This is a genomic window from Uliginosibacterium sp. sgz301328 (assembly GCF_041807905.1).
Classification (GTDB): domain Bacteria; phylum Pseudomonadota; class Gammaproteobacteria; order Burkholderiales; family Rhodocyclaceae; genus JBGVSA01.
In genome coordinates this window covers 103,570-123,741 of sequence record NZ_JBGVSA010000005.1, presented here as the reverse complement: position 1 = coordinate 123,741, position 20,172 = coordinate 103,570, and the positions used below count along the sequence as shown (strand labels likewise).

General features: G+C 62.2%; 21 protein-coding genes and 1 tRNA gene. 10 read left to right on the top strand and 12 right to left on the bottom strand.

Annotation, left to right across the window (positions count from 1 at the left end):
* Positions 1 to 6 precede the first annotated feature (6 nt).
* Positions 7 to 1,011: a class 1 fructose-bisphosphatase gene (locus ACDA63_RS05600; RefSeq protein WP_373662220.1), complete on the bottom strand. Its 1,005-nt coding sequence runs from the start codon at positions 1,009 to 1,011 to the stop codon at positions 7 to 9.
* 295 nt (positions 1,012 to 1,306) lie between these two features.
* Here ACDA63_RS05600 and ACDA63_RS05595 point away from each other — a divergent pair, with 295 nt between their 5' ends.
* From ACDA63_RS05595 to ACDA63_RS05585, 3 genes are all read left to right on the top strand, one after another.
* Positions 1,307 to 2,569: a D-amino acid dehydrogenase gene (locus tag ACDA63_RS05595; protein WP_373662219.1), complete on the top strand. Its 1,263-nt coding sequence runs from the start codon at positions 1,307 to 1,309 to the stop codon at positions 2,567 to 2,569.
* Positions 2,570 to 2,673: 104 nt separating this feature from the next.
* Positions 2,674 to 3,093 carry an alpha/beta fold hydrolase gene (locus ACDA63_RS05590; RefSeq protein ID WP_373662218.1) on the top strand — a complete coding sequence of 140 codons (420 nt, stop codon included), beginning with the start codon at positions 2,674 to 2,676 and terminating at the stop codon, positions 3,091 to 3,093.
* Complete coding sequence (locus ACDA63_RS05585; protein ID WP_373662217.1) at positions 3,054 to 3,386, top strand: alpha/beta fold hydrolase; 333 nt, start codon at positions 3,054 to 3,056, stop codon at positions 3,384 to 3,386. Before ACDA63_RS05590 ends, ACDA63_RS05585 begins: the two co-directional genes overlap by 40 nt.
* A 92-nt stretch (positions 3,387 to 3,478) precedes the next feature.
* On the opposite strand, the gene ACDA63_RS05580 is transcribed toward ACDA63_RS05585, so the two are convergent.
* From ACDA63_RS05580 to ACDA63_RS05570, 3 genes are all read right to left on the bottom strand, one after another.
* Positions 3,479 to 4,519, bottom strand: a complete 1,041-nt coding sequence (locus tag ACDA63_RS05580) for a porin (protein ID WP_373662216.1) — start codon at positions 4,517 to 4,519, stop codon at positions 3,479 to 3,481.
* Positions 4,520 to 4,871: 352 nt separating this feature from the next.
* Entirely contained in the window at positions 4,872 to 5,882 is a 1,011-nt protein-coding gene (locus ACDA63_RS05575; protein ID WP_373662215.1) for a porin, read from the bottom strand.
* 380 nt (positions 5,883 to 6,262) lie between these two features.
* On the bottom strand, positions 6,263 to 7,309 hold the full coding sequence (locus ACDA63_RS05570) for a porin (RefSeq protein ID WP_373662214.1): 1,047 nt from the start codon (positions 7,307 to 7,309) through the stop codon (positions 6,263 to 6,265).
* 325 nt (positions 7,310 to 7,634) lie between these two features.
* On the opposite strand from ACDA63_RS05570, the gene ACDA63_RS05565 reads away from it, so the two are divergent.
* On the top strand, positions 7,635 to 8,717 hold the full coding sequence (locus tag ACDA63_RS05565; RefSeq protein ID WP_373662213.1) for an acyltransferase family protein: 1,083 nt from the start codon (positions 7,635 to 7,637) through the stop codon (positions 8,715 to 8,717).
* Between the two features lie 6 nt (positions 8,718 to 8,723).
* Here the strand turns inward: ACDA63_RS05565 and ACDA63_RS05560 are convergent, their stop codons facing one another.
* The 4 genes from ACDA63_RS05560 to ACDA63_RS05545 form a co-directional block, all read right to left on the bottom strand.
* Positions 8,724 to 9,731 (bottom strand): nucleoid-associated protein, encoded by a 1,008-nt coding sequence (locus tag ACDA63_RS05560; protein ID WP_373662212.1) that lies wholly within the window; start codon positions 9,729 to 9,731, stop codon positions 8,724 to 8,726.
* Positions 9,732 to 9,856: 125 nt separating this feature from the next.
* Positions 9,857 to 11,701: a polysaccharide lyase family 1 protein gene (locus tag ACDA63_RS05555; protein WP_373662211.1), complete on the bottom strand. Its 1,845-nt coding sequence runs from the start codon at positions 11,699 to 11,701 to the stop codon at positions 9,857 to 9,859.
* Between the two features lie 254 nt (positions 11,702 to 11,955).
* Positions 11,956 to 12,711: a DsbC family protein gene (locus tag ACDA63_RS05550; protein WP_373662209.1), complete on the bottom strand. Its 756-nt coding sequence runs from the start codon at positions 12,709 to 12,711 to the stop codon at positions 11,956 to 11,958.
* Positions 12,712 to 12,748: 37 nt separating this feature from the next.
* Positions 12,749 to 13,909, bottom strand: a complete 1,161-nt coding sequence (locus tag ACDA63_RS05545; RefSeq protein WP_373662208.1) for a UbiH/UbiF family hydroxylase — start codon at positions 13,907 to 13,909, stop codon at positions 12,749 to 12,751.
* A gap of 116 nt (positions 13,910 to 14,025) precedes the next feature.
* Between ACDA63_RS05545 and ACDA63_RS05540 the strand changes: the two genes are divergently transcribed.
* Positions 14,026 to 14,796 (top strand): DUF2092 domain-containing protein, encoded by a 771-nt coding sequence (locus tag ACDA63_RS05540; protein WP_373662207.1) that lies wholly within the window; start codon positions 14,026 to 14,028, stop codon positions 14,794 to 14,796.
* Positions 14,797 to 14,806: 10 nt separating this feature from the next.
* Positions 14,807 to 15,187 (top strand): hypothetical protein, encoded by a 381-nt coding sequence (locus ACDA63_RS05535; protein WP_373662206.1) that lies wholly within the window; start codon positions 14,807 to 14,809, stop codon positions 15,185 to 15,187.
* Between the two features lie 55 nt (positions 15,188 to 15,242).
* Here the strand turns inward: ACDA63_RS05535 and ACDA63_RS05530 are convergent.
* Positions 15,243 to 15,319: transfer RNA gene (locus tag ACDA63_RS05530), tRNA-Met, on the bottom strand.
* Between the two features lie 219 nt (positions 15,320 to 15,538).
* On the opposite strand from ACDA63_RS05530, the gene ACDA63_RS05525 reads away from it, so the two are divergent.
* Both ACDA63_RS05525 and miaB read left to right on the top strand, forming a co-directional pair.
* Complete coding sequence (locus ACDA63_RS05525) at positions 15,539 to 15,880, top strand: hypothetical protein (protein ID WP_373662205.1); 342 nt, start codon at positions 15,539 to 15,541, stop codon at positions 15,878 to 15,880.
* The gene (gene miaB, locus ACDA63_RS05520) at positions 15,881 to 17,215 is read left to right on the top strand and encodes a tRNA (N6-isopentenyl adenosine(37)-C2)-methylthiotransferase MiaB (RefSeq protein ID WP_373662204.1); all 1,335 of its coding nucleotides are present in this window, start codon (positions 15,881 to 15,883) and stop codon (positions 17,213 to 17,215) included.
* 79 nt (positions 17,216 to 17,294) lie between these two features.
* Here the strand turns inward: miaB and ACDA63_RS05515 are convergent, their stop codons facing one another.
* Genes ACDA63_RS05515 through ACDA63_RS05505 form a run of 3 tightly spaced genes read right to left on the bottom strand, consistent with a single transcriptional unit; the run spans position 17,295 to position 18,297 of the window.
* Positions 17,295 to 17,567 carry a hypothetical protein gene (locus ACDA63_RS05515; protein ID WP_373662203.1) on the bottom strand — a complete coding sequence of 91 codons (273 nt, stop codon included), beginning with the start codon at positions 17,565 to 17,567 and terminating at the stop codon, positions 17,295 to 17,297.
* Positions 17,564 to 17,992, bottom strand: a complete 429-nt coding sequence (locus ACDA63_RS05510; RefSeq protein ID WP_373662201.1) for a phage holin family protein — start codon at positions 17,990 to 17,992, stop codon at positions 17,564 to 17,566. Before ACDA63_RS05510 ends, ACDA63_RS05515 begins: the two co-directional genes overlap by 4 nt.
* On the bottom strand, positions 17,989 to 18,297 hold the full coding sequence (locus ACDA63_RS05505) for a YqjD family protein (protein WP_373662199.1): 309 nt from the start codon (positions 18,295 to 18,297) through the stop codon (positions 17,989 to 17,991). Before ACDA63_RS05505 ends, ACDA63_RS05510 begins: the two co-directional genes overlap by 4 nt.
* Between ACDA63_RS05505 and ACDA63_RS05500 the strand changes: the two genes are divergently transcribed.
* Positions 18,296 to 19,453 carry a PhoH family protein gene (locus ACDA63_RS05500; RefSeq protein ID WP_373662198.1) on the top strand — a complete coding sequence of 386 codons (1,158 nt, stop codon included), beginning with the start codon at positions 18,296 to 18,298 and terminating at the stop codon, positions 19,451 to 19,453. The two genes, ACDA63_RS05505 and ACDA63_RS05500, sit on opposite strands and share 2 nt — an antisense overlap.
* The gene (murU, locus tag ACDA63_RS05495) at positions 19,450 to 20,139 is read left to right on the top strand and encodes an N-acetylmuramate alpha-1-phosphate uridylyltransferase MurU (RefSeq protein ID WP_373662197.1); all 690 of its coding nucleotides are present in this window, start codon (positions 19,450 to 19,452) and stop codon (positions 20,137 to 20,139) included. The genes ACDA63_RS05500 and murU overlap by 4 nt, the downstream gene beginning before the upstream one ends.
* Positions 20,140 to 20,172: the final 33 nt, after the last annotated feature.

Here is a 20,172-nt window from a genome sequence, read left to right as displayed (position 1 = left end):
CCTGCGTCAGGATTCGCGGTGGTAACGCGCCACGCGTTCGACCTCGTGCTTGGAGCCAAGAATGACCGGCACGCGCTGATGCAGCTTGTTGGGCTTGATGGAGAGCACGGGTTCGCGCCCGGTCGTGGCCGCGCCGCCGGCCTGCTCGACGATGAATGCCATCGGGTTGGCTTCATACAGCAGGCGCAGGTGACCGCCATTGGGACGGTTCTTTTCGTCGAGCGGATACATGAAGATGCCGCCGCGCGCCAGGATACGGTGCACGTCCGCCACCATCGATGCCACCCAGCGCATGTTGAAGTCCTGCCCGCGCGGGCCGTCATTGCCTGCCAGCAGCTCATCGATATAGCGCTTGACGGGCGGCTCCCAGAAACGGGCGCGCGAGGCGTTGATGGCGAATTCCTTGGTATCGGCGGGAATCGTGATATTGGAGTGCGTCAGCACCCACGCGCCGAACTCGCGATCGAGCGTAAAGCCATGCGTGCCCGTGCCCACCGTCAGCACCAGCATGGTCGACGGACCGTAGATGGCATAACCCGCGGCGACTTGTTCGGAGCCAGGCTGGAGAAAGGCCGATTCGTCGGTCTCGGTGACACCTTCGGGACGGCGCAGCACCGAGAAAATGGTGCCGACGGAGATATTGACGTCGATGTTGGACGACCCGTCGAGCGGGTCGAATACGAGCAGATAGCCGCCCTTCGGATAACCGTGAGGAATCGGGTGCGGCATTTCCATTTCTTCGGAGGCCATGGCGGCGAGGTGGCCGCCCCATTCGTTGGCCTGCAACAGCAATTCATTGGCGGCCACATCGAGCTTTTTCTGCGCCTCGCCCTGCACGTTGTCGGTGCCGGCATTGCCGAGCAGGCCCGCCACGGCACCCTTGCCGACATATACGCTGATGGTCTTGACCGCCCGCGCCACCACTTCGATGAGCAGGCGCAGGTCGGCGGGAATGTGCTTTTGTTCTCGTTGCTGTTCGATCAGGAACTGCGTGAGCGTTATACGGCTCATATCGGTGTTTCCTCTGCTGTTTGGGCTGTTGTCAGGGGGATTTTCTAGGTTTTGTGGGGCCGGATTATCGCGCGAAACAAGCCGCGACGGACTCAGGATGTACCTCAGGGTCTTTGGAGCGCACCGCGTAACGATCCCATAGCGCTCCACGTTGCGCCGCTGGCGTTTTGGCGACAGCCGTGACGCATCTTGCGCCGAGCATGGCTTTCGGGGTTGCGCAGGCGCGCCAATGGGATCACTCTCCAATGGCGCCGTAGGAATACTCCGGCGCGTCGTTACAAGAAACGTCCAATTTATGCATATCGTGATTGTCGGCGCAGGACTCGCTGGAGTCACCGCCGCGTGGTACCTGCGTCAGGCAGGCCACACCGTGACCGTCGTCGAACGCCGTCAGGCTGCCGCACTCGAAGCCAGCTACGCCAACGGCGCACAGATTTCCATCAGTCACCCCGAGCCGTGGGCCAATCCAGGCGTACCCCGTCTGCTGCTGCGCTGGCTCGGCCGCAGCGACGCCCCCTTGCGTTTCCGGTTTCCGGCCGAAGCGGAGCGATGGCGCTGGGGACTCGAATTCCTCGCCCAATGCCTGCCGCAGCGCACGCGTCGCAATACTCGTGCCATTGCCGAGCTGGCGGCATACAGCGGCGCCGCGCTCAGGCAACTGCGTACCGAGACGGGCATCCGTTACGATCACCTCGAACGTGGCATCCTGCACCTGTATTTCAGTAAAGCCGATCTGGCACACGGCCAGCAGCAGTTCTCCGTGCTCCAGCAGTTGGGAATTGGCGCGCGCATGCTTGACCCCGCAGCCTGTGTCGCTGAAGAGCCGGCGTTGTCGCACCTCGCACCGCGTCTCGTCGGCGCGATGCAGGGCACCGACGATGAGAGCGGAGATGCATTTCTGTTCTGCCAAGCCTTGGGCGACATGGCACGACATGCCGGCGTGGAGTTTGTCTTCGGCAATCGCGTCGACCGCATCGAGGTCTCACGCGGCAGAATCTCATCGATTCACGTCAAGGACGACGCCGGACGCCGCGGCGCGATCGCCGGCGATGCGTTCGTCATTGCAGCCGGCGTTTACAGCAAGCGCTTGGCCGCACAGTTGGGCGAGCGGCTGCCGATCTATCCGGTCAAGGGATATTCCGCCACCCTGCCGATCGTCGATGCGCGAAGGGCGCCGACCGTCAGCCTGACCGACGAATCGCATCGCATCGTCTGCAGCCGCCTTGGCGACCGGCTGCGCATCGCCGGCATGGCTGACCTGCAGGGTTATGACACGGCGCTGGACGACGAACGATGCGCGCTGCTCATGCAGTGGGTGGAAGAGAACATTCCGGATTGCGCCGATGCTTCGCGCAGTGTGTTCTGGGCAGGGCTACGCCCGAATACGCCGGGCAACGTCCCGATCATCGGCCAGGGCAAGCTTGAAAACCTGTTCTACAACACGGGACACGGCTCGCTCGGTTGGACGCTGGCATGCGGCTCGGCACGTGCGCTGACGGATATCGTGAATCGCCGCGTTCCGGAGCCTGCCTTCCCCTTCCGTCTTCAAGGTCGCTGAGCGGGAACCCTCGCGGCAAAGCGGGATCGGACAAGAGGCGCGACGCAAGGCATGATCGCGCGCGCAGCCTCGGTAAAGGCCCACTCAAGACAGAGGAGAACGCAATGCACACGCAGACCGAACGCATCCAGCTCGTCATGCTGCCCGGGCTCGTCAACGATGAACGCCTGTGGGAACGGCAGGCCTCCGACTTGAGCGACATCGTCGACACGCAAATCGCCGACATCTCGACGCGCGACTCCATCGGCGAGCTGGCGGAGGAAGTCCTGGCGCATGCACCGGCGCGCTTCGCGCTCGTGGGTCTGTCGATGGGCGGCTATGTCGCGATGGAAATCATGCGGCGCGCGCCCGAGCGGGTGATCGGTCTGGCCCTGTGCGACACCAACGCGCACGCCGACACGCCGGAGGCGACGGCGCGGCGGCGTCACAGATGGCACTCGCGCAGGCGGATTTTGCGCAGGTCATCGACGCGCTGGCGCCGGGCATGTTCGCACCGGCCCACATCGGCGACACCCGACTCGTGATGCTGTTTGCGGACATGGCCGCCAACCAGGGCGCCGATGCCTTCGTCCGCCAACAGAACGCGATCATCGGCCGGCCCGACAGTCGTGCCAGTCTTGCCGACATCTCCTGCCCGACGATGATCCTGTGCGGCGCAGACGATCAACTGAGTTCAGTCGAACTCCATCGCGAAATGGCCGACGCCATTGCCGATTCAGAACTGGTGGTGATTCGTGACGCCGGTCATCTGAGCCCGATTGAACAGCCCAAGGATGTGAGCGCCGCGCTGCGTCGTTGGCTTGAACGGCTGCACTGACTCCTCGTAGCGCGAAATCCGCGCACAAAACAAAACGGGCTCCAGAGAGCCCGTTTTGGTGTTGCTGATACAAGCGCGCAGAGGCGCGGCAATCAGAACGTATGGCGGATGGCCAGTTCGGTCCCGATCTGGTCATCATGGCCTTGATAGGCCTTGTACTTGTGCTCGTAGCTCAGGTTGGCCATCAGGGTGGTGCGCTTGGACAGGTTGTACCAATAGCCCACGGCCGCATGGCTCAAACGCGGCTCTTTCTCGGCACCGTTGGGCAGACGTTCGCTGCTGCGCCCGATGTTGCCCATGACGGTACCCGCACCGACCGGCACGCGGAAACCAGCCTGGTAGACCTTGAACTTGGCGCCGTCATTCTTGACGGTCCCAATGTCATAGCCTCGCGACTCGGCGTAGCCGCCGAAGATCTCAACCACCTTGAAGTTGTAGTTGGCGGTCACGAACCAGGTCTTCCACGGCGAAGCAACCAGACCTTGAGCGGTTGTCGGGAAGCCTGCAGTGCCAGCCGCCGATGCGTCGTTCACCGTGTCTTTCTGGTACAGCGCTTCGGCCTTGAAGTTGCCCAGGGTCAGTTGGCCACCGACGCCGTAGCGGGTCTTGTCGTTGGCCTGGTTGTGCTCACCCGGCCCGATCGTGGCCACAGCCTTGAACACGCCGCCGAAGTTGGGCGATTCGTACTTGGCTGCGTTGTCCCAGTTGTCGGTGCGCTTACCACGACGATTCGGCATGGCACCGATAGTGTCGCCGCCGAAGGCTTCAAAGGAGCCGCCGTACAACGAATAAGCTGCCGAGGGAATACGACCGAAAGACACCGCGCCAAGGTTGTTGCTCTTCAGGCCAACCCAGGCCTTGTCCTTCCACTGACGGTTGCTGTTCTGGTTACCGTTGTCCAGATAGAAGCGGTTTTCCAACTGGAAGAAAGCCTTCAGGCCGCCACCCAGATCTTCTTCACCCTGGATGCCCCAGCGGTTGGAGGACTCTTCGTCTTCCAGCGTCGCCTTGCCGTCGTTCGTGAAGGTGCGGTAGCCCATGTCGACGCGACCGTAGATGGACACGCTGGACTGCGCGAAAGCGGGCACTGCGGCCAGGCCGGCGATGGCCATGGCGATGAGTTTCTTTTGCACGACTCGATCTCCTCTTGAGAATACGCGAGGGGGTCTCGAGCGCTCCCCTGCGGTCCCCCGGGGTTGAGGAACGGAGCCGATGCTCTCAATCTGAGTCTTGTCTGAATTTGATCTGGATCGCGGGCGCAGCGCTATGGACCACACTGTCGCGCGCACACAACAATATTCCGACATCATGAGCGAAACAGCACGAAGGACCATTCCTAATGCATAACGAACATTCTTGGGTACGCGTAAGAACATACCTGGGCGAGGCGATATGACTCCAAACGCCGTTGCACCGTAGCCGCGCGTGGAGACGAAAAAAAACGGGCTCTTTGCGAGCCCGTTTTTCCGTTCCACTGTGCAACGATCAGAACGTGTGGCGGATGGCCAGTTCGGTACCGAACGAGTCGTCGATTGCACCACTGGGGCCCTTCACCTTGGCACCGTCCTTATTGACCTTGTCATAGCTCACGTTTGCCATGAGCGTGGTGCGCTTCGACAGGCTGTACCAATAGCCCAAACCCACGTGGGTGTACTTGGTCTTGTCGTTGTTCACCTTGTCTTCAATGCGACCGAGGTTGCCCATGACGGTATGGGGGCCGAACGGCACACGCACACCGCCTTGGTAGACCGTGTAGGTGTTGTCATCGCTACCCACGCCGTGCGACTTGTAGCTCTTCGAACGAGTGTAACCACCGAAGACCTGCACCGGCTTAAAGTCGTAAGCAGCCGTCAAGAACCACGTTTTCCACATCTTCGCTTTGTAGTCGTCGTCGACAGTGTCCTTCTGATAGACGCCGTCCATCTTGAAGGCGCCCAGCGTCAGTTGACCACCCACGCCCCAGCGGTTGTCCGGGGTCGACGCCTTATTTTCGCTCAGACCGAGGGTACCGATAGCCCGGAACACGCCGCCGAATACCGGCGACTCATACTTGGCCGCATTGTCCCAGTTGTTGGTGATCTTGCCGCGACGATCGGTCATCGAACCGATAGTGTCGCCGCCAAAGGCTTCATAGGTTCCGCCATACAGCGAATAAGCGGCGGACGCCACGCGACCGAACGAGACAGCGCCCAGGTTATTGTGCTTCAGGCCGACCCACGCCTTGTCCTTCCACTGACGCGCGCTGTCTTGCATACCGTTGTCCAGATAGAAACGGTTTTCCAGCTGGAAGAAAGCCTTCAGGCCGCCACCCAGGTTTTCTTCACCCTGGATGCCCCAACGGTTGGAGGACTCTTGATCTTCCAGCGTCGCCTTGCCGTCATTGGTGAACGTGCGGTAGCCCATGTCGACGCGACCGTAAATGGTCACGTTGGACTGTGCGAACGCCGGGACTGCACACAGAGCGCCGATGGCCGCTGCGATGAGTTTCTTTTGCATGACTCGATCTCCTCTTGGAAATACGCGAGGGGTTCTCGAGCGCTCCCCTGCGACACCTCAACCGCGAGGTGCGAGGCGGATGCTGGCAACCGGAGTCATGACCGAATTTGATGTAAACCGGCGTGCTTGGGCGATAAACGACGTTGTTGCACACTCACAACACATATTCCTACATCATTATTTCCTCGCCCCTCGGCCACCTCCTAATGCACTGAAAAGGCTCGCCTTTTTCTTATGGACATGGCTGTGATTGCACCCCAAGGAAATCTGACGGCGCAGTGCTGACAGCGGGGCGGCAGAACACCGCATCGAAGTGATGAGACAAAAAAAAACGGGCTCCCGAGGGAGCCCGTTTTTTCTGTTCTGTACGCTTGCGCGTATTAGAACGTGTGGCGGATCGCCAGTTCGGTACCGAAGCTGTTGTCCTTCTTCTGTGCGTCATTCACGTCGGTGAAACCACCCTTTTGACGTTCGTACGACAGGTTGGCCATCAGCGTGGTGCGCTTGGACAGGCTATACCAGTAGCCCAGACCGAAGTGCGTCAGGGTTTCCTTCTTCACGCCAGCAGCGGTCGTTTCCTTGATCTGACCGGCGTTACCCATGACGGTGCCCGCGCCAACCGGCACGCGGAAACCAGCCTGGTAGACCTTGTACTTGGCGCCGTCGTTTTGCACGCCGCCCGGGACGTTGTAGCCCTTGGATTCGGTGTAGCCGCCGAAGATTTCAACAACCTTGAAGTTGTAGTTGGCGGTCACGAACCAGGTCTTCCACGGGTTGGCAGCAGCTGCCGAACCTGCGCTACCAGCGGTTTGAGCCGTATCGTTCAGGGTGTCCTTCTGGTAGACAGCGTCAGCCTTGAAGTTACCCAGGGTCAGTTGACCACCGATGCCGTAGCGGGTCTTGTTGTTGGCTTGGTTGTTTTCACCCAGGCCGATCGTGGCCACAGCCTTGAACACGCCACCGAAGTTCGGCGATTCGTACTTGGCTGCGTTGTCCCAGTTGTCGGTGCGCTTACCACGACGGTTCGGCATGGAGCCGATGGTGTCACCACCGAAAGCTTCGTACGCGCCGCCATACAGCGAGTAGGCTGCGGAAGCCACGCGACCGAACGACACAGCACCCAGGTTGTTGTGCTTCAGGCCAACCCAGGCCTTGTCCTTCCACTGACGGTTGCTGTTCTGGTTACCGTTGTCCAGATAGAAGCGGTTTTCCAACTGGAAGAAAGCCTTCAGGCCGCCACCCAGATCTTCTTCACCCTGGATGCCCCAGCGGTTGGAGGACTCTTCGTCTTCCAGCGTCGCCTTGCCGTCGTTGGTGAAGGTACGGTAGCCCATGTCGACGCGGCCATAGATGGTCACGTTGGACTGCGCAAAGGCCGGAACGGCGGCCAGGCCGGCGATGGCCATGGCGATGAGTTTCTTTTGCACGACTCGATCTCCTCTTGGAAAATGCGCGAGGGGTCTTCCAGTTCCGTGCCCCTGCGACACCCCGAAACGTGAGGTGTGCGTGGACTTTCACATGAGCCTTTTCTTCAAACCTGACATTTGTCGCCGACAGTTGGAATCGTGCAAACGAGTTGTATAAATACAACGACAAAACCACAGGACATTGCCTGGCGAATGAACTACCGGTGACCGGCAACATCGGTAGCGTCAGAAAAGTCCGCAAATACAGTGCGTACCGCTACAATCCGCGCTGTTTGCAATCTAACGAATGCATGACGAAGGCTGCGAACCTCGTCGCCCCCTACAAATGAAGCCATCTCGCCGGCTGCCGCTGATCGACGCCATCAAGGCCATTGCGTCGCAGCTCATCGTTCTTCACCACCTGGCCTTTTATGGCCCAATGTCTGATGTGGCCTATCCACTGGCCCCAGAATTGATCAGTTGGATGTCGCGCAATGGCCGCATGGCGGTTCAGGCGTTTCTGGTGGTGGGTGGCTTTCTGGCGGTGAGGAGCCTGGCTCCCGGTGGACGCCTGGCCTCGGCCCTGAGCCCCGGCGCGCTGCTCAAGCATCGCTATTTGCGCCTGGCTCTTCCCTACGCTGCGATGCTGATACTGAGCATTGTCAGCGCCGCGATCGCCCGGCACTGGGCGGATCTCGAATCCATCCCCGCCGCGCCGACGGTGATGCAGATGATCGCGCATGTCTTTTTGCTCAACGGCATCCTGGGCGTGGACTCGCTTTCGGCAGGCGTGTGGTACGTCGCCATCGATTTCCAGCTCTTCGCGGTATTGCTCGGCTGCCTGTGGCTGGCCGGCACCCGCAAAACGGAAGGCGCCCGCCTCATCGCCGGGCCGCTGATCGTTGCCGGCGTAGGGCTGGCATCGTTGTTCTTCTTCAATCGGGATTCCGACTGGGACGATTGGGCCGTGTATTTCTTCGGCGCCTATGCCCTGGGGGCGCTGGCCTATTGGGCTGCACACGCGCGCCGCGCGCACGGGTGGATGCTGGCGATGGCAGCCGTCACGGGAATTGCGCTGTATGTAGACTTCCGCGAGCGCATCGCCGTGGCCGGCGTGGTTGCGCTGGCTCTCGCACTGGCAGAATGGCGCGGCGGGCTGGAGCGCTGGCCCAGCAGCAAGGCACTGGCGTTCCTTGGTCGCATATCGTATTCGGTATTTCTGGTGCACTTCCCCGTGTGCCTGCTGATCAATGCCTTCTTCGATCGCTTCATGCCCGAAGACCCCGTCATCAATCTGATGGGCATCGCAGTGGCCTGGGCAGCCAGCGTGGCTTGCGGCACCTTGTTCTATCGCGCAGTGGAAAGCCGCGCGGGTGAATGGCTGGCGATGGCGCGCGACGGCCTGCAGCGCTTTTCGCGCGCCCCCTGACGGCGTTTACTCTTCCAGCAACAAACGCTTGAGACTGTCGGGAATGTTCGACAGCACCAGCGTATCGGCCGTACGGTCATAGACGACTGCACCATTGCGCAGGCTTCCGCGATCGAACTCCAGCTTCCAGTGAGTGGCCTTGGCCTTGAAACGGACCAGGGACTTGATGGCACGGCGGTCCGGCACGAAGCCGCCGGCAAGCTCGGCGTCCTGATCGTGCAGCGCAGTGGCCAGGCGTTGCGGTTCCTGCGGCCAGACCTGCGCCGCGATCTGATCCAGATCCACCGGCTCCGACGCTTCGCCCAATTCGTCCAGATAGACGTGTGCGCGTTCCATGAGTTGGTCCCGCACGGGCGCCTCGAGCTTTTCGACATCGGCGAAGTGGTTCAGCGTCTCGACCAGCTTGCGGGTTTCTTTCAGGGCCAGTACGAGGTCGTTGCAGCCCAGGAAGAGCTTGAAGTACTGCGCCACGTCACCGCGCCCCTTGAGAAAGCTGACGTACCGCTCGGCACCCTGCTGCCACGCCGTCAGGTCCACGCGCCCCGCCACGCGCAGATTGCCGATGTCGAGGTGTGCGCTGTCGATGACGTCGAGCCCCTGCGACACACTCGATCCGGAAGCCTCCGAAATCACCGCCACGAATAACCAGTCGGATGCGTCGTTGCGTACGCGCGCGATCAATACATATCCACCTTCCGCCAGTGATTCCTCGCTCGCGCGCACGCGCAGCACTTCCATCATGCGTTGCGACAGGCCGACAAAGTCGAGGCTCCGCTCGACAACGTGGCTGCGCAACAGGTGCGCCACGGGGAACTGCTCTTCGTCCTCCTCGAACTTGCCATAGCCCTTGCCGGGCCGATCCGCGTAATGCTGGCCGATGCGCTCGATCAAGCGCAGAACGGCTTCTGACGATGGCAACGGTGTGGAACGGAGTTCGACCCGGGCCGGGCCGTGAGCGTCTTTGATGAGGCGATGAAGAATGAGTTCGGTCGCGAGCGGAGAAGGTTGGGTCATGCCATGCCGGTCCTGTGTAACGGCCGGCATTGTCTCATGATGGGCCGTGCCCGCCGGGCGCTCACCACGAAAAAGGGGCGGCCTGCGCCGCCCCTTCGATTGCGATCACAACGCCTGCGCGGGTATCAGCGCAACTTGCCTGCTCCGGCGTTGGCCTTCACCCACGTCAGGGTGTCCGCGGCCGACTTCAACGTGTAGCTATAAGGGGGCGTCCACACGTCGGAACCAGTCGGTGCCGTCAGCCCGCATTGCAGGTCGACGGCAATGGCGGCCGTCATCGCGGTGCCGTCGTCGGCCTTGTCACTCAGGAACATGTGGCCCGCGCTGCGGTAGCCCACGTAATCCTTGCCCTGGGCGAGCTTGCCGCAGACCTCCCTGGGCTTGAGGCCGGTGAAGTTGTAGTAGTTGTTCTGGTTGATGACGTTGGACTGATAACGCACGTTCAAAGCGCTCTCGAACTTGAGGTCCGCATTGGTCGTCGACGTGCTGCCCTCGACCACGTTGTTGAACATGTGCAGTTGGCCGAAGCGCACCAATGGCAAGCGCGCACCGGTGTTCTGCCACCACATCCCGGTCAGCGTCACGTGCAGGCGGCCCGCATCGCTCCACGCGCGGCCCGAGTCACCGTTGCCCACCAAGGTCGTTTTGTGATGCTTGGTGATGTAGCTGTTTGCCACCGTCACGTAGTCCGACCCTCGCACGATATCCAGCGCGCCATCGTGACGCGTGTCGGTCGCGAGCGAATCCGGCGTGTCGCCATCGGTGATCGAGATATGGTCGATCCACACATTCTGCGCGCGCGTCAGCGTAATGCCGTCTGCATAGGCATTACCGGAGTCTTCCGGATTGACGTCCCACGGCGTATCCAGGGCGATGTTGCGCACGATGACGTTGCGCGTCCACGTCGGATAGTCCTCGCCGTCCTTGCCCGCAGCGATCCAGGACTTGAAGTCCGCCTCCGGGTCGCCGCCCGTCGCCAGCGCACGTTCGGCGCCAATGAGGATCGACGTGCCCGTGATGCGCGCCGGCCGGCCCTGCGCATCATTGATGCCGACCAGCGTAGTGTTGGAAGGAATCATGAAAGAGCCGCCGAACTTCTGATCCGAGTAACTGGTGTACTCGCGGAAGACCGTGTTGTTGTTGCTCCACCGGAAATCGATGTGCCCAACGATACGGATGATCTTCGGATCGTTGCCCGCTTCATTCAGTGCATTGAGCAGTTGCTCCTTGTTGAACACCGTGTAGATGCGGTTGGACGCTGCCGCAGAGCCGCCTGTGACGATGACCTGCCCCTTGCGTGAATAGTTGTGCCAGCCGGTCGTGGGCGCAGTCTCGCGTTCAAAGCTCAGCGCGCCATTGGTGGGATCGGACGTAGCGAACTGCCACGTCGGCAGCGCTGGCGCGGCGCGATAGTTGGACGGATCATGCAGGCCGTCCACCAGGACCGGCGCGGAATAGTTGCGCACCCCGTAGCCGGCCAATTGCAGGGGCGTGCTCGAACCGGTCAGCGTGCGTGCATCGATGGCGCCGCTGGTACCGCTTGAACTACTGGAGCTGGCAGCGGAACTACTGCTCGCAGACGATGAGGTCGCGCTGGAAGAACTGCTCGAAACGCTGCTGGAGGAAGCCGACGAACTCGACTTGCTCGATGAACTGCTCGACGCCACGCTGCTGCTCGATGACGAGGACGACGAACTCGAAGAAGCCGGGCCGTAAGAGCAGTACTTTGCCGATTTGTTCGGATTCGGGTCGACCCCGCCGAAATTGCTCAGCACACATGTCACCCCGTTGGTGAACGTGCCGTATACGAAAAGACCCGCAGCACCATAGGCCACCTGTCGCGTGCCGGTGAAGCTGCAGGTGTTGGGATCGGACGCGCACTTGGTGAATCCCGCCGGATAGTCGGTCGCCGCATGCACGCTACCTGACGCCAGCAGCACGAGGATGCCGGCAATCGTCTTCAAACGCATGGTGAGTCTCCTGGATGATCTTGTTGTGGTCTCTCCGTGATCGCGTTACCGATCACATACGAAGAGTGGCGCGGATTCTAGCGCCAATCATCCATGTGGACTCGCAGCAATATTTGGCATAAACGCCAATAAAATCATAGCCATGCAAAAGCGCGTCATATGCATTTGTAGTGCAGCGCACCAGACACAGGCAAAAAAAAGGCGCCACTCAGGCGCCTTCCTTGTCGTTGCATGACGCTGCTCTGCAGCAGCCCTTATTTCTTGGCCCCTGCTGCGTCGTTGATCATTTTGTCCAAATCTGTCAGCGCAACGTAGCCACCGATGCGATTACCGTCTGACAGGAACATCGTCGGCGTGCCCTTGATGCGCAGCTTCTGCGCCAGTTCGGAGTTCTTCTGCAGTGGATTGCTATCGCAGTTGCCCACCGTCGGCGGCACCTTGCCATCGACCATCCAGTCATTCCAGGTCTTTGCGCGATCGGCCGAACACCAGATGTTCTTGCCCTTTTCGGCCGAATCAGGCGACAGGATCGGGATCAGGAAGGTGTAGACCGTGGCGTCCTTGATGTTCTGCAGATCCTTGGCCAGGCGCTTGCAGTACACGCAGTTCGGGTCTTCGAAGGTGATCAGCGTGCGTTTGCCGTTGCCGCGCACTTGCTTCAGCGCCTGCGACAGCGGCAGGTCGGCTGGATTGATGCGGGCCAGCTCGCTCTCGCGCTGTTGCGTGACGTTCTGGCGGGTCTTCATGTCGATGAGCGGGCCGCCAAAGAAGAAGCTGCCGGTCTCGTCGGCGTAGATGATGTCGCCGTTATTGAGCAGCACTTCATAGAAGTTACCGTAGCCAGCCTTGCGTACCGACTCCACCGAACCCGGCGCGGTCACGTTTTCCAGGCCCTTGCGGACCTGCGCTTCACCTGCGGAGACCTTCCCCTTGGGGTCGGCCGCCAGGGCGTGACCCGCTACTGCCACACATGCAAATGCGAGCAGAACTCGCTTAATCGTCGAACTCAAAATCAGGTCTCCTAGTAGTACCCGGGGCGAACCCCATTCACAGCAGCCCGGCAGCATACCGCGCCAGCGCCGAACGCAGGAGCGGAAGTTTGCCCGTCGCGCTCATGCCAAGGTTGCGCAAGGTCGCCAAAGGACCATTCTGCGGCTTGAACAACCGATTCAACCCATGCGTCATACCGCGCACCAGGGCGACTTCTTCCGCGCGTTTTCTGCCGTGGGCGCGGAGCACGTCGTCTTCACCACAATCGCGGAACGATGGCAGCGCGAGCAGAGTATCGGCGAGCGACGCGGCATCCTGAAAGCCCAGGTTGATGCCGTGCCCGGACAGCGGATGAATGGCATGCGCCGCGTCGCCGATCAACACGACCCGGCGGCCGGCCACCGCATCCACCTTCATCAGGCGCAGCGGAAAACCCGCCGGTGCCGTCACCTGCTCCAGGCGGCCAAGCCGGTGCGCGCCCGCTTCCGCCACCCGTGCCGCAAAGGTTTCGGGCGCCATCGCCAGTAGCTCTCGCGCATGGGACTCGGGCGTTGACCATACGATCGAAAGTTGGTTTCCCGGCAGAGGCAGATAAGCCAGCACCCCGTCGGCACGGAACCATTGATACGCGGTGCGCTCGTGTGGCAACTCGCATTTGAAATTGGCGACGACACCGAGTTCTCCGTATGGCTCGATGTTGGCCTGCAGGCCAACCTGCTGACGAACCCAGGACTGCACGCCGTCAGCGGCCACGACCAGTCGGGCTTCGATACGGCGGCCGTCCGCCAGCGTCAGCGTTGCGCCATCGCTGTTGACCTCCAGCCCTTCCGGCAGGGCCGGACAGAGCACCTCGATATTGGTCTGACGACGCGCGGTCTCCCAGAGTTCGCTGGACAGGCGTCCGCTTTCGACGATCCAGGCCAGCGCATCGAGGCCACATTCGTAGGCGGAGAACGACAGTTCGCCGCCCGCATCGCCCCACACATGCATGCGCTCGACGGCCTGCACGCGCTCATGCGGCAGCAGGCTCCAGGCGCCGCAGCGTTCAAGAAAACGGACGTTGGCCGGACTGATGGCGTAGATACGCGCATCCCAGCCTTCGGCCCGCACGGGCGGCGTGCGCTCGACCAGGCCGACACGATAGCGACTGCCGCGCAATGCGCAGGCCAGACTGGCGCCCGACAGGCCGCCACCGACAATGAGAATATCCAGCTTCATGGCAGGCGATTGTGCCCCAAGCGCCCGCGTGCGTCATCGTCGCGCCCCGCCTGACAAGGCGCTGTCCGCCGCCTATGCTCAGTAGTCCAACGAACAGTCAGACAACGGAGAGCACCATGGGCGCGAGAATCGTGACGTGGGGAAAGATCGTCGCCCTTGCGGCCACCACATCATCGCTCGCACTGGCTGCAGAACCAGCGGTCTCGCCGGAAGCCGTTGCCGCACTCAAAGCGATGGGCGCGTATCTGCGCAGCCTCGACAAAATAAGTGTGACGGCCGATGCCAGCGTGGACTACGTGGATGACGACGGCCAGGTGCTGACATTCGGTTTCCAGCACGTCGTGGACGTGGACCGCCCCGACAGGCTGAGGGCGTCGATCCGGGGCGACGACACCACGCGAACGATGTACTACGACGGCAAGACCTTCACCCTGTACGGCACGCAGCACAACTACTACGCCTCAGTACCGGCGCCGCCGACAATCCGGCAACTGGTCGACGACCTGGCGACCAAATACGGAATCCAGACGCCACTGGCGGATCTTTTCTATTGGGGATTGGAAGACCACGACGCCGGGGCGGACTTGACCTCGGCGCGCAAGATCGGCGACGAGCGCATCGGCGATGCGACGTGCACGCACTATGCCTTCCGCCAACCGAACGCCGATTGGCAACTGTGGATACGTACCGGGGCGCAACCCTTGCCATGCCGCCTGGTCATCGCCGACCGCAGCAATGGCGAGCGCCCTCGCTACAGCGTCGCCTATCACTGGCAGACCAAACCGACGTTTACTGCCAACACGTTCCGTTTCGTGCCGCCGAAAGGTGCCGCGCGGATCGTCCTGGCGCCGCGCGAGGCCGCCGCCAGCAGTTCGTCGGCCCGCTGAGGAGCCCGCCATGCACGTAAAAATCTGTGTAATCGGTGCCAGCCTGGTGGCGATGTTCGTCCTCTCGACGCCTGCGGGCGCCTGGGTTGCAGCGCGTACGGTGGTCGGACCGAACGGAGGCGTGGCACGCACAGCGGTCGCCGGGCGGCCGTACTACCCGCCTCCCCCGCCGCCAGCGCCTTACTACCACCCGATCGCCACGGCAGCGGTGGCAACGGCAGCGGTTGTGACCACGGCAGCCGTCGTCGGCAGCATCGTCCATTCGCTGCCGCCGAGTTGCTCTGTGGTGTCGGTCAATGGAATCACGTACCAGCAGTGCGGCTCTACGTGGTACCAACCGCAATACGCAGGCACCACGGTGCAGTACGTCGTCGTCAATCCGCCGCGCTGAGCATACAAACGAAAACGGCGCACACGTTTGACGTGTGCGCCGTTCATTTGTCCGGTGGTGGTGATGGGCGGAGTCGAACCGCCGACCTATGGGTTATGAATCCATCGCTCTAACCATCTGAGCTACATCACCACGCGAGCCCATAAGTATAGCTAACGCTTTTTGGGGCGGTCAATATCCGTTTTTGAGGCGCCGTGTATCGAATGCTCACAAATATCCGCCAATTCATGCACTTGGGCGGCCTGCAATTGACTTTGGCGCCCCCCGGACGGATCATTGCGGCCCGTCAAATTGGCTTTCCTGCCACCTGCGGCGACTATCCCCGTTCAACTCGATGAGGCGTTCGACACCATGACGAAGCACTGGTTTGCCCGTGGCGGAATCGTCCTGCTGCTTTCGGCTGCGGCCCTGAGCGCCCAGGCGCGGATCTACCCGATCGCCGCCGACGCGCAGCGCGCCGACATGGAAGTCACCGGCAATGGCATCGTTTCGCTCAACGGCAAGGCCTACAACCTGTCGCCCGCCGCGCAGATCCGCGACGCCAACGACCGTCTGCTGCTGACCCAGTCGATGAGTGGCAAATACCCCGTGCGCGTGACGTTCGATGGCCAGGGCAACGTCATCCGCGTATGGGTGCTGAGCCCCGAGGAAGCAAAGGCCAGGACGGTAACGCCTGCATCACAGAGACCGTAAATGAAGAAGCTGTATATCCGCACTTTCGGCTGCCAGATGAACGAGTACGACTCGGACAAGATGGCCGACGTGCTGGGCGCCACTGAAGAAATCGTCAAGACCGACAACCCGGAAGACGCCGACGTCATCCTGTTCAACACCTGTTCGGTGCGTGAGAAGGCACAGGAGCGCGTGTTCCATGACCTCGGGCGCGTGCGCCTGCTCAAACAATCCAAGCCCGATCTGATCATCGGCGTGGGCGGCTGCGTGGCAAGCCAGGAAGGCGCGGCCATCGTGCAGCGCGCTCCGTACGTGGACGTCGTCTTCGGGCCGCAGACGCTGCATCGCCTGCCCGAGCTCATCTCGCGCCGCAAGACCAGCGGCCGCTCGCAGGTGGACATCAGCTTTCCCGAGATCGAAAAGTTCGACAATCTGCCGCCGGCCCGCGTCGAAGGCGCGACGGCTTTCGTGTCGATCATGGAAGGCTGTTCCAAATACTGCACCTTTTGCGTGGTGCCTTACACGCGAGGCGAAGAGGTCTCGCGCCCGCTGGACGACATCCTCACCGAGATCGCCGGGCTGACGGCGCAGGGCGTCAAGGAGGTCACCCTGCTCGGCCAGAACGTCAATGCCTGGCGCGCGCCGCTCAGCAAGGGGTCGGACGAAATCGGCGACTTCGCTTTCCTGCTCGAATGCGTACACGATCTGCCGGGCATCGAACGTATCCGCTATACCACCTCGCATCCGCGCGAGATGACCCCGCGCGTTTTCGAGGCCTATGCGCGCCTGCCCAAGCTGGTGTCGCAATTGCATCTGCCAGTGCAGTCGGGCTCCGATCGCGTGCTGGCTGCCATGAAACGCGGCTACACGACGCTGGAATTCAAGGCCGTCGTGCGCAAGCTGCGCGCAGCGCGCCCCGATCTTTCGCTGTCGTCCGATTTCATCGTCGGCTTCCCGGGCGAAACGGAAGCCGATTTCGAAGCCACGATGAAGCTCATCGATGAGGTCGGTTTCGACAACGCATTCAGCTTTGTCTACAGCCCGCGCCCCGGTACTCCGGCGGCCGACCTGGAAGACGACACGCCGCAGGAACTCAAGCTGGCGCGCCTGGCCCGTCTCCAGAAGCGCATCGAAGAGCAGACGCAGGATGTCAGCCGCAGCATGGTCGGTACCGTCCAGCGCATCCTGGTCGAAGGCCATTCGCGCAAGGACGAGAGCGAATTCGCCGGCCGCACCGACAACAATCGCGTGGTGAACTTCCCGGGCAATGCGCGCCAGATTGGCCACTTCATCAACGTGCGCATCACCGAGGCGCTGCCGCACTCGCTGCGCGGTGAAGTCGTGATCGCGCGGTAAGCGCGCCAGACCGGCATAAAGGGAAAGGGCGCGCCCGAGAGGGTCGCGCCCTTTGTTTTGCCCTGACGAAACGACCGTTTCAGGCGGAGCCGGACTTGCGCATCAATCGCTTGGCCAGCACGTAGCCAATGACGAGCGCGCGCAAGGTCCAACGGCTGCGCTTTTCGCCTTCATGCCGATGCAGGCTGCGTCGCAGGTTCAGCAGCGACAACGCCCCGGCGAGCATGCCGGATGCCGAACGCATCGGCGTCAGTGCTTCGCGCAGCCCTTGGACGTCATGCAGGATCGCGCGCCGATGAATCTGCGCCTGCAGGATCGTCATCTCGATTTCCAGCTTGCGTTTGGCGCTCATGGCTTCTCCTGCACGACAGGCGGGGCGAGATCCTCCGGTGCGTCTTCGAGCATGTCATCGTCACCCAGCATCTCGGCGTCACGGCGCAGCTCTTCGAGCAGCGACGCAAAGGGCACCGGGGCGTTGTGCAGCACGTGGCGGATCGCCAGCGCGATCCCCAGTGCTGCCACGAAGAACACCGCTCCGAGCGCCAGTACCACTGTCACGCGTTGCGGCGTATCCCAGTACGCCGCCACGATGGACAGCGTGATCAGCAGGATGGTCATGCCGCCGCACACGATTGCGGCGGCAAGCCATACCAGGATGCTGAGCTGGCGACGCAGTTGCTGCTGCCACTCCAGGCCGGCAAGGCGCAGGTGCGACGAGCCCAGCGCGACCACGTGAGCGCTGATGCGCCGCAGCCGGGCGCTCAGTCCGCTGCTCATTTACGGCCGATCAGAACACCCACGACCACCCCGACGGCCGCGGCCAGGCCGATCGACTTCCAGGGATTGTCGTGGACGTACTCGTCGGTGGCCACGGCCGCTTCCTTGGTCTTTGCCACGGCCACGCGCTCGAATTCAATGAGCTTTTCGCGCGCCACCTTCAGCCGTTCGGCCACGCGAGCCATGGCAGCCTCGCCCTTTTCGCCGACATTGGCCAGCAGGCTTTCGGCTTCCTGCATGACAGCTTCGGCCTCGTCCAGTACCGACTGACCGCCGTCTACGACCTTGTCCTTGATTGACGCCATGATTCACCCCTTTTCATTGGTTGTTGAAAGCAAAGCTCTGGCGGACGCTGCCGCCTTCCTCACCTTAGTCGCGCCTTGGCGCAGCCTGCTGACCTGCGGCAAAATGAAAGCATCCCCTGTCGATGCGCGGCCCGCCCGCGCCCGGTTCGACTCTCAAAACGACACAAGTTTCCCTATCCCATTGAAAACACGACCTGTTGATTTTGCCCTGGCGCCGCTCGACAACCAAAGACTGGCCAATCTGTGCGGCGTTCTGGACGAAAACCTGCGCCAGATAGAAACCGCCTTCGACGTGTCCATCGCCCGTCGTGGCGAGCATTTCCGCGTTACCGGCGACGCCCCGCAGACGCATCTGGCCGCCAACGCCATCCGTCAATTCTACGAAGGGGCGGACGATCCACTTTCCATCGATGACATCCAGCTTGGCGTCATCGAACAAAAGAACCGTGATGCCGCTGCAACGCAAGTAACGGGCCTGCTCACCCGCAAGGGCGAACTGCACGGCCGCACGCCCCGGCAGGTGGAGTACATCCGCAAGATACAGGAGCACGACATCACCTTCGGCATCGGGCCGGCCGGCACCGGCAAGACCTACCTGGCCGTCGCGTGTGCCGTCGATGCATTCGAGCGCCAACTCATCGAGCGGCTGATCCTCACCCGGCCGGCGGTCGAGGCCGGGGAACGGCTCGGCTTCCTGCCCGGCGATCTTGCCCAGAAGGTAGATCCCTACCTGCGCCCCCTCTATGACGCGCTGTACGACCTGCTCGGTTTCGATCGCGTGGCCAAACTGTTCGAACGCCAATGCATCGAGATTGCCCCGCTGGCATTCATGCGCGGCCGCACGCTCAACCATTCATTCATCATTCTAGACGAAGCCCAGAACACCACACCCGAGCAGATGAAGATGTTCCTGACCCGCATCGGCATCGGTTCGCGGGCGGTCGTCACGGGCGATCTGACGCAGATCGATCTGCCGCGCGGCCACAAGAGCGGCCTGCTCGATGCGGCCCGCGTGCTCGACGGCGTGCGTGGCATCGGCTTTACCCAGTTCCTCAAGGAAGACGTCGTCCGCCATCCCCTGGTCGGCCGCATCGTCGATGCCTACGAACGCGCCGCGGCCAACGACAATCCGCCGGGAGAGGGCAACAACGCATGAAGGCGATGATTCTTGCGGCCGGGCGCGGCGAACGCATGCGGCCCCTCACCGACATATGCCCGAAGCCGCTCCTCGAAGTCGGCGGCAAGCCGCTCATCGTGTGGCATATCGAACGGCTCGCGCAGGCCGGCCTCCACGATATCGTCATCAACCACGCCCACTTGGGTAGCCTGATCGAATCCGCGCTGGGCTCCGGCCGCGCGTGGGGCGTGCAGATCCGCTATTCGCCCGAGCGCGAGGCGCTGGAAACCGCCGGCGGCATCGCGAAGGCGCTGGGTCTACTGGGCGACGCGCCTTTCCTGGTGGTCAACGGCGACGTATTCTGTGACCTGGATTTCCGCGGCTTTGCCGCACGCGCGCTGACCCGCATGACAACGCGTGGCGCGCATGCACACCTCGCGCTCGTGCCGAATCCGGCCCACCATACAGCAGGGGACTTCGCGCTCGGCGTGGACGGAACCGTCAGCCAGGAGGCCGAATCCAGGCTGACCTTCTCGGGCGTGGGCGTATACCGGCCCGAGCTGTTCGCCGGCATCGTGCCGGGGGAGCGCGCCAAGCTCGCGCCCATCCTGCGCGAGGCCATGGCGGCGAACCGCGTGAGCGGAGAGCTGCTTGACGGTCGATGGATCGACGTCGGCACCCCCGAACGCCTGCGAGAACTGGACGAGACACTGCGCGCCCGCTGACGGCGCGAACCCGCCGCTGGCGGTCCGAAGATA

What these genes read in the sequence shown, in the direction of transcription:
- ACDA63_RS05600 (WP_373662220.1), bottom strand. Translation starts at nt 1,011, where the DNA reads ATGAGCCGTATAACGCTCACGCAGTTCCTGATCGAACAGCAACGAGAA.
- ACDA63_RS05595 (WP_373662219.1), top strand. Translation starts at nt 1,307, where the DNA reads ATGCATATCGTGATTGTCGGCGCAGGACTCGCTGGAGTCACCGCCGCG.
- ACDA63_RS05590 (WP_373662218.1), top strand. Translation starts at nt 2,674, where the DNA reads ATGCACACGCAGACCGAACGCATCCAGCTCGTCATGCTGCCCGGGCTC.
- ACDA63_RS05585 (WP_373662217.1), top strand. Translation starts at nt 3,054, where the DNA reads ATGTTCGCACCGGCCCACATCGGCGACACCCGACTCGTGATGCTGTTT.
- ACDA63_RS05575 (WP_373662215.1), bottom strand. Translation starts at nt 5,882, where the DNA reads ATGCAAAAGAAACTCATCGCAGCGGCCATCGGCGCTCTGTGTGCAGTC.
- ACDA63_RS05565 (WP_373662213.1), top strand. Translation starts at nt 7,635, where the DNA reads ATGAAGCCATCTCGCCGGCTGCCGCTGATCGACGCCATCAAGGCCATT.
- ACDA63_RS05560 (WP_373662212.1), bottom strand. Translation starts at nt 9,731, where the DNA reads ATGACCCAACCTTCTCCGCTCGCGACCGAACTCATTCTTCATCGCCTC.
- ACDA63_RS05555 (WP_373662211.1), bottom strand. Translation starts at nt 11,701, where the DNA reads ATGCGTTTGAAGACGATTGCCGGCATCCTCGTGCTGCTGGCGTCAGGT.
- ACDA63_RS05545 (WP_373662208.1), bottom strand. Translation starts at nt 13,909, where the DNA reads ATGAAGCTGGATATTCTCATTGTCGGTGGCGGCCTGTCGGGCGCCAGT.
- ACDA63_RS05540 (WP_373662207.1), top strand. Translation starts at nt 14,026, where the DNA reads ATGGGCGCGAGAATCGTGACGTGGGGAAAGATCGTCGCCCTTGCGGCC.
- ACDA63_RS05535 (WP_373662206.1), top strand. Translation starts at nt 14,807, where the DNA reads ATGCACGTAAAAATCTGTGTAATCGGTGCCAGCCTGGTGGCGATGTTC.
- ACDA63_RS05525 (WP_373662205.1), top strand. Translation starts at nt 15,539, where the DNA reads ATGACGAAGCACTGGTTTGCCCGTGGCGGAATCGTCCTGCTGCTTTCG.
- miaB (WP_373662204.1), top strand. Translation starts at nt 15,881, where the DNA reads ATGAAGAAGCTGTATATCCGCACTTTCGGCTGCCAGATGAACGAGTAC.
- ACDA63_RS05515 (WP_373662203.1), bottom strand. Translation starts at nt 17,567, where the DNA reads ATGAGCGCCAAACGCAAGCTGGAAATCGAGATGACGATCCTGCAGGCG.
- ACDA63_RS05510 (WP_373662201.1), bottom strand. Translation starts at nt 17,992, where the DNA reads ATGAGCAGCGGACTGAGCGCCCGGCTGCGGCGCATCAGCGCTCACGTG.
- ACDA63_RS05500 (WP_373662198.1), top strand. Translation starts at nt 18,296, where the DNA reads ATGATTCACCCCTTTTCATTGGTTGTTGAAAGCAAAGCTCTGGCGGAC.
- ACDA63_RS05505 (WP_373662199.1), bottom strand. Translation starts at nt 18,297, where the DNA reads ATGGCGTCAATCAAGGACAAGGTCGTAGACGGCGGTCAGTCGGTACTG.
- murU (WP_373662197.1), top strand. Translation starts at nt 19,450, where the DNA reads ATGAAGGCGATGATTCTTGCGGCCGGGCGCGGCGAACGCATGCGGCCC.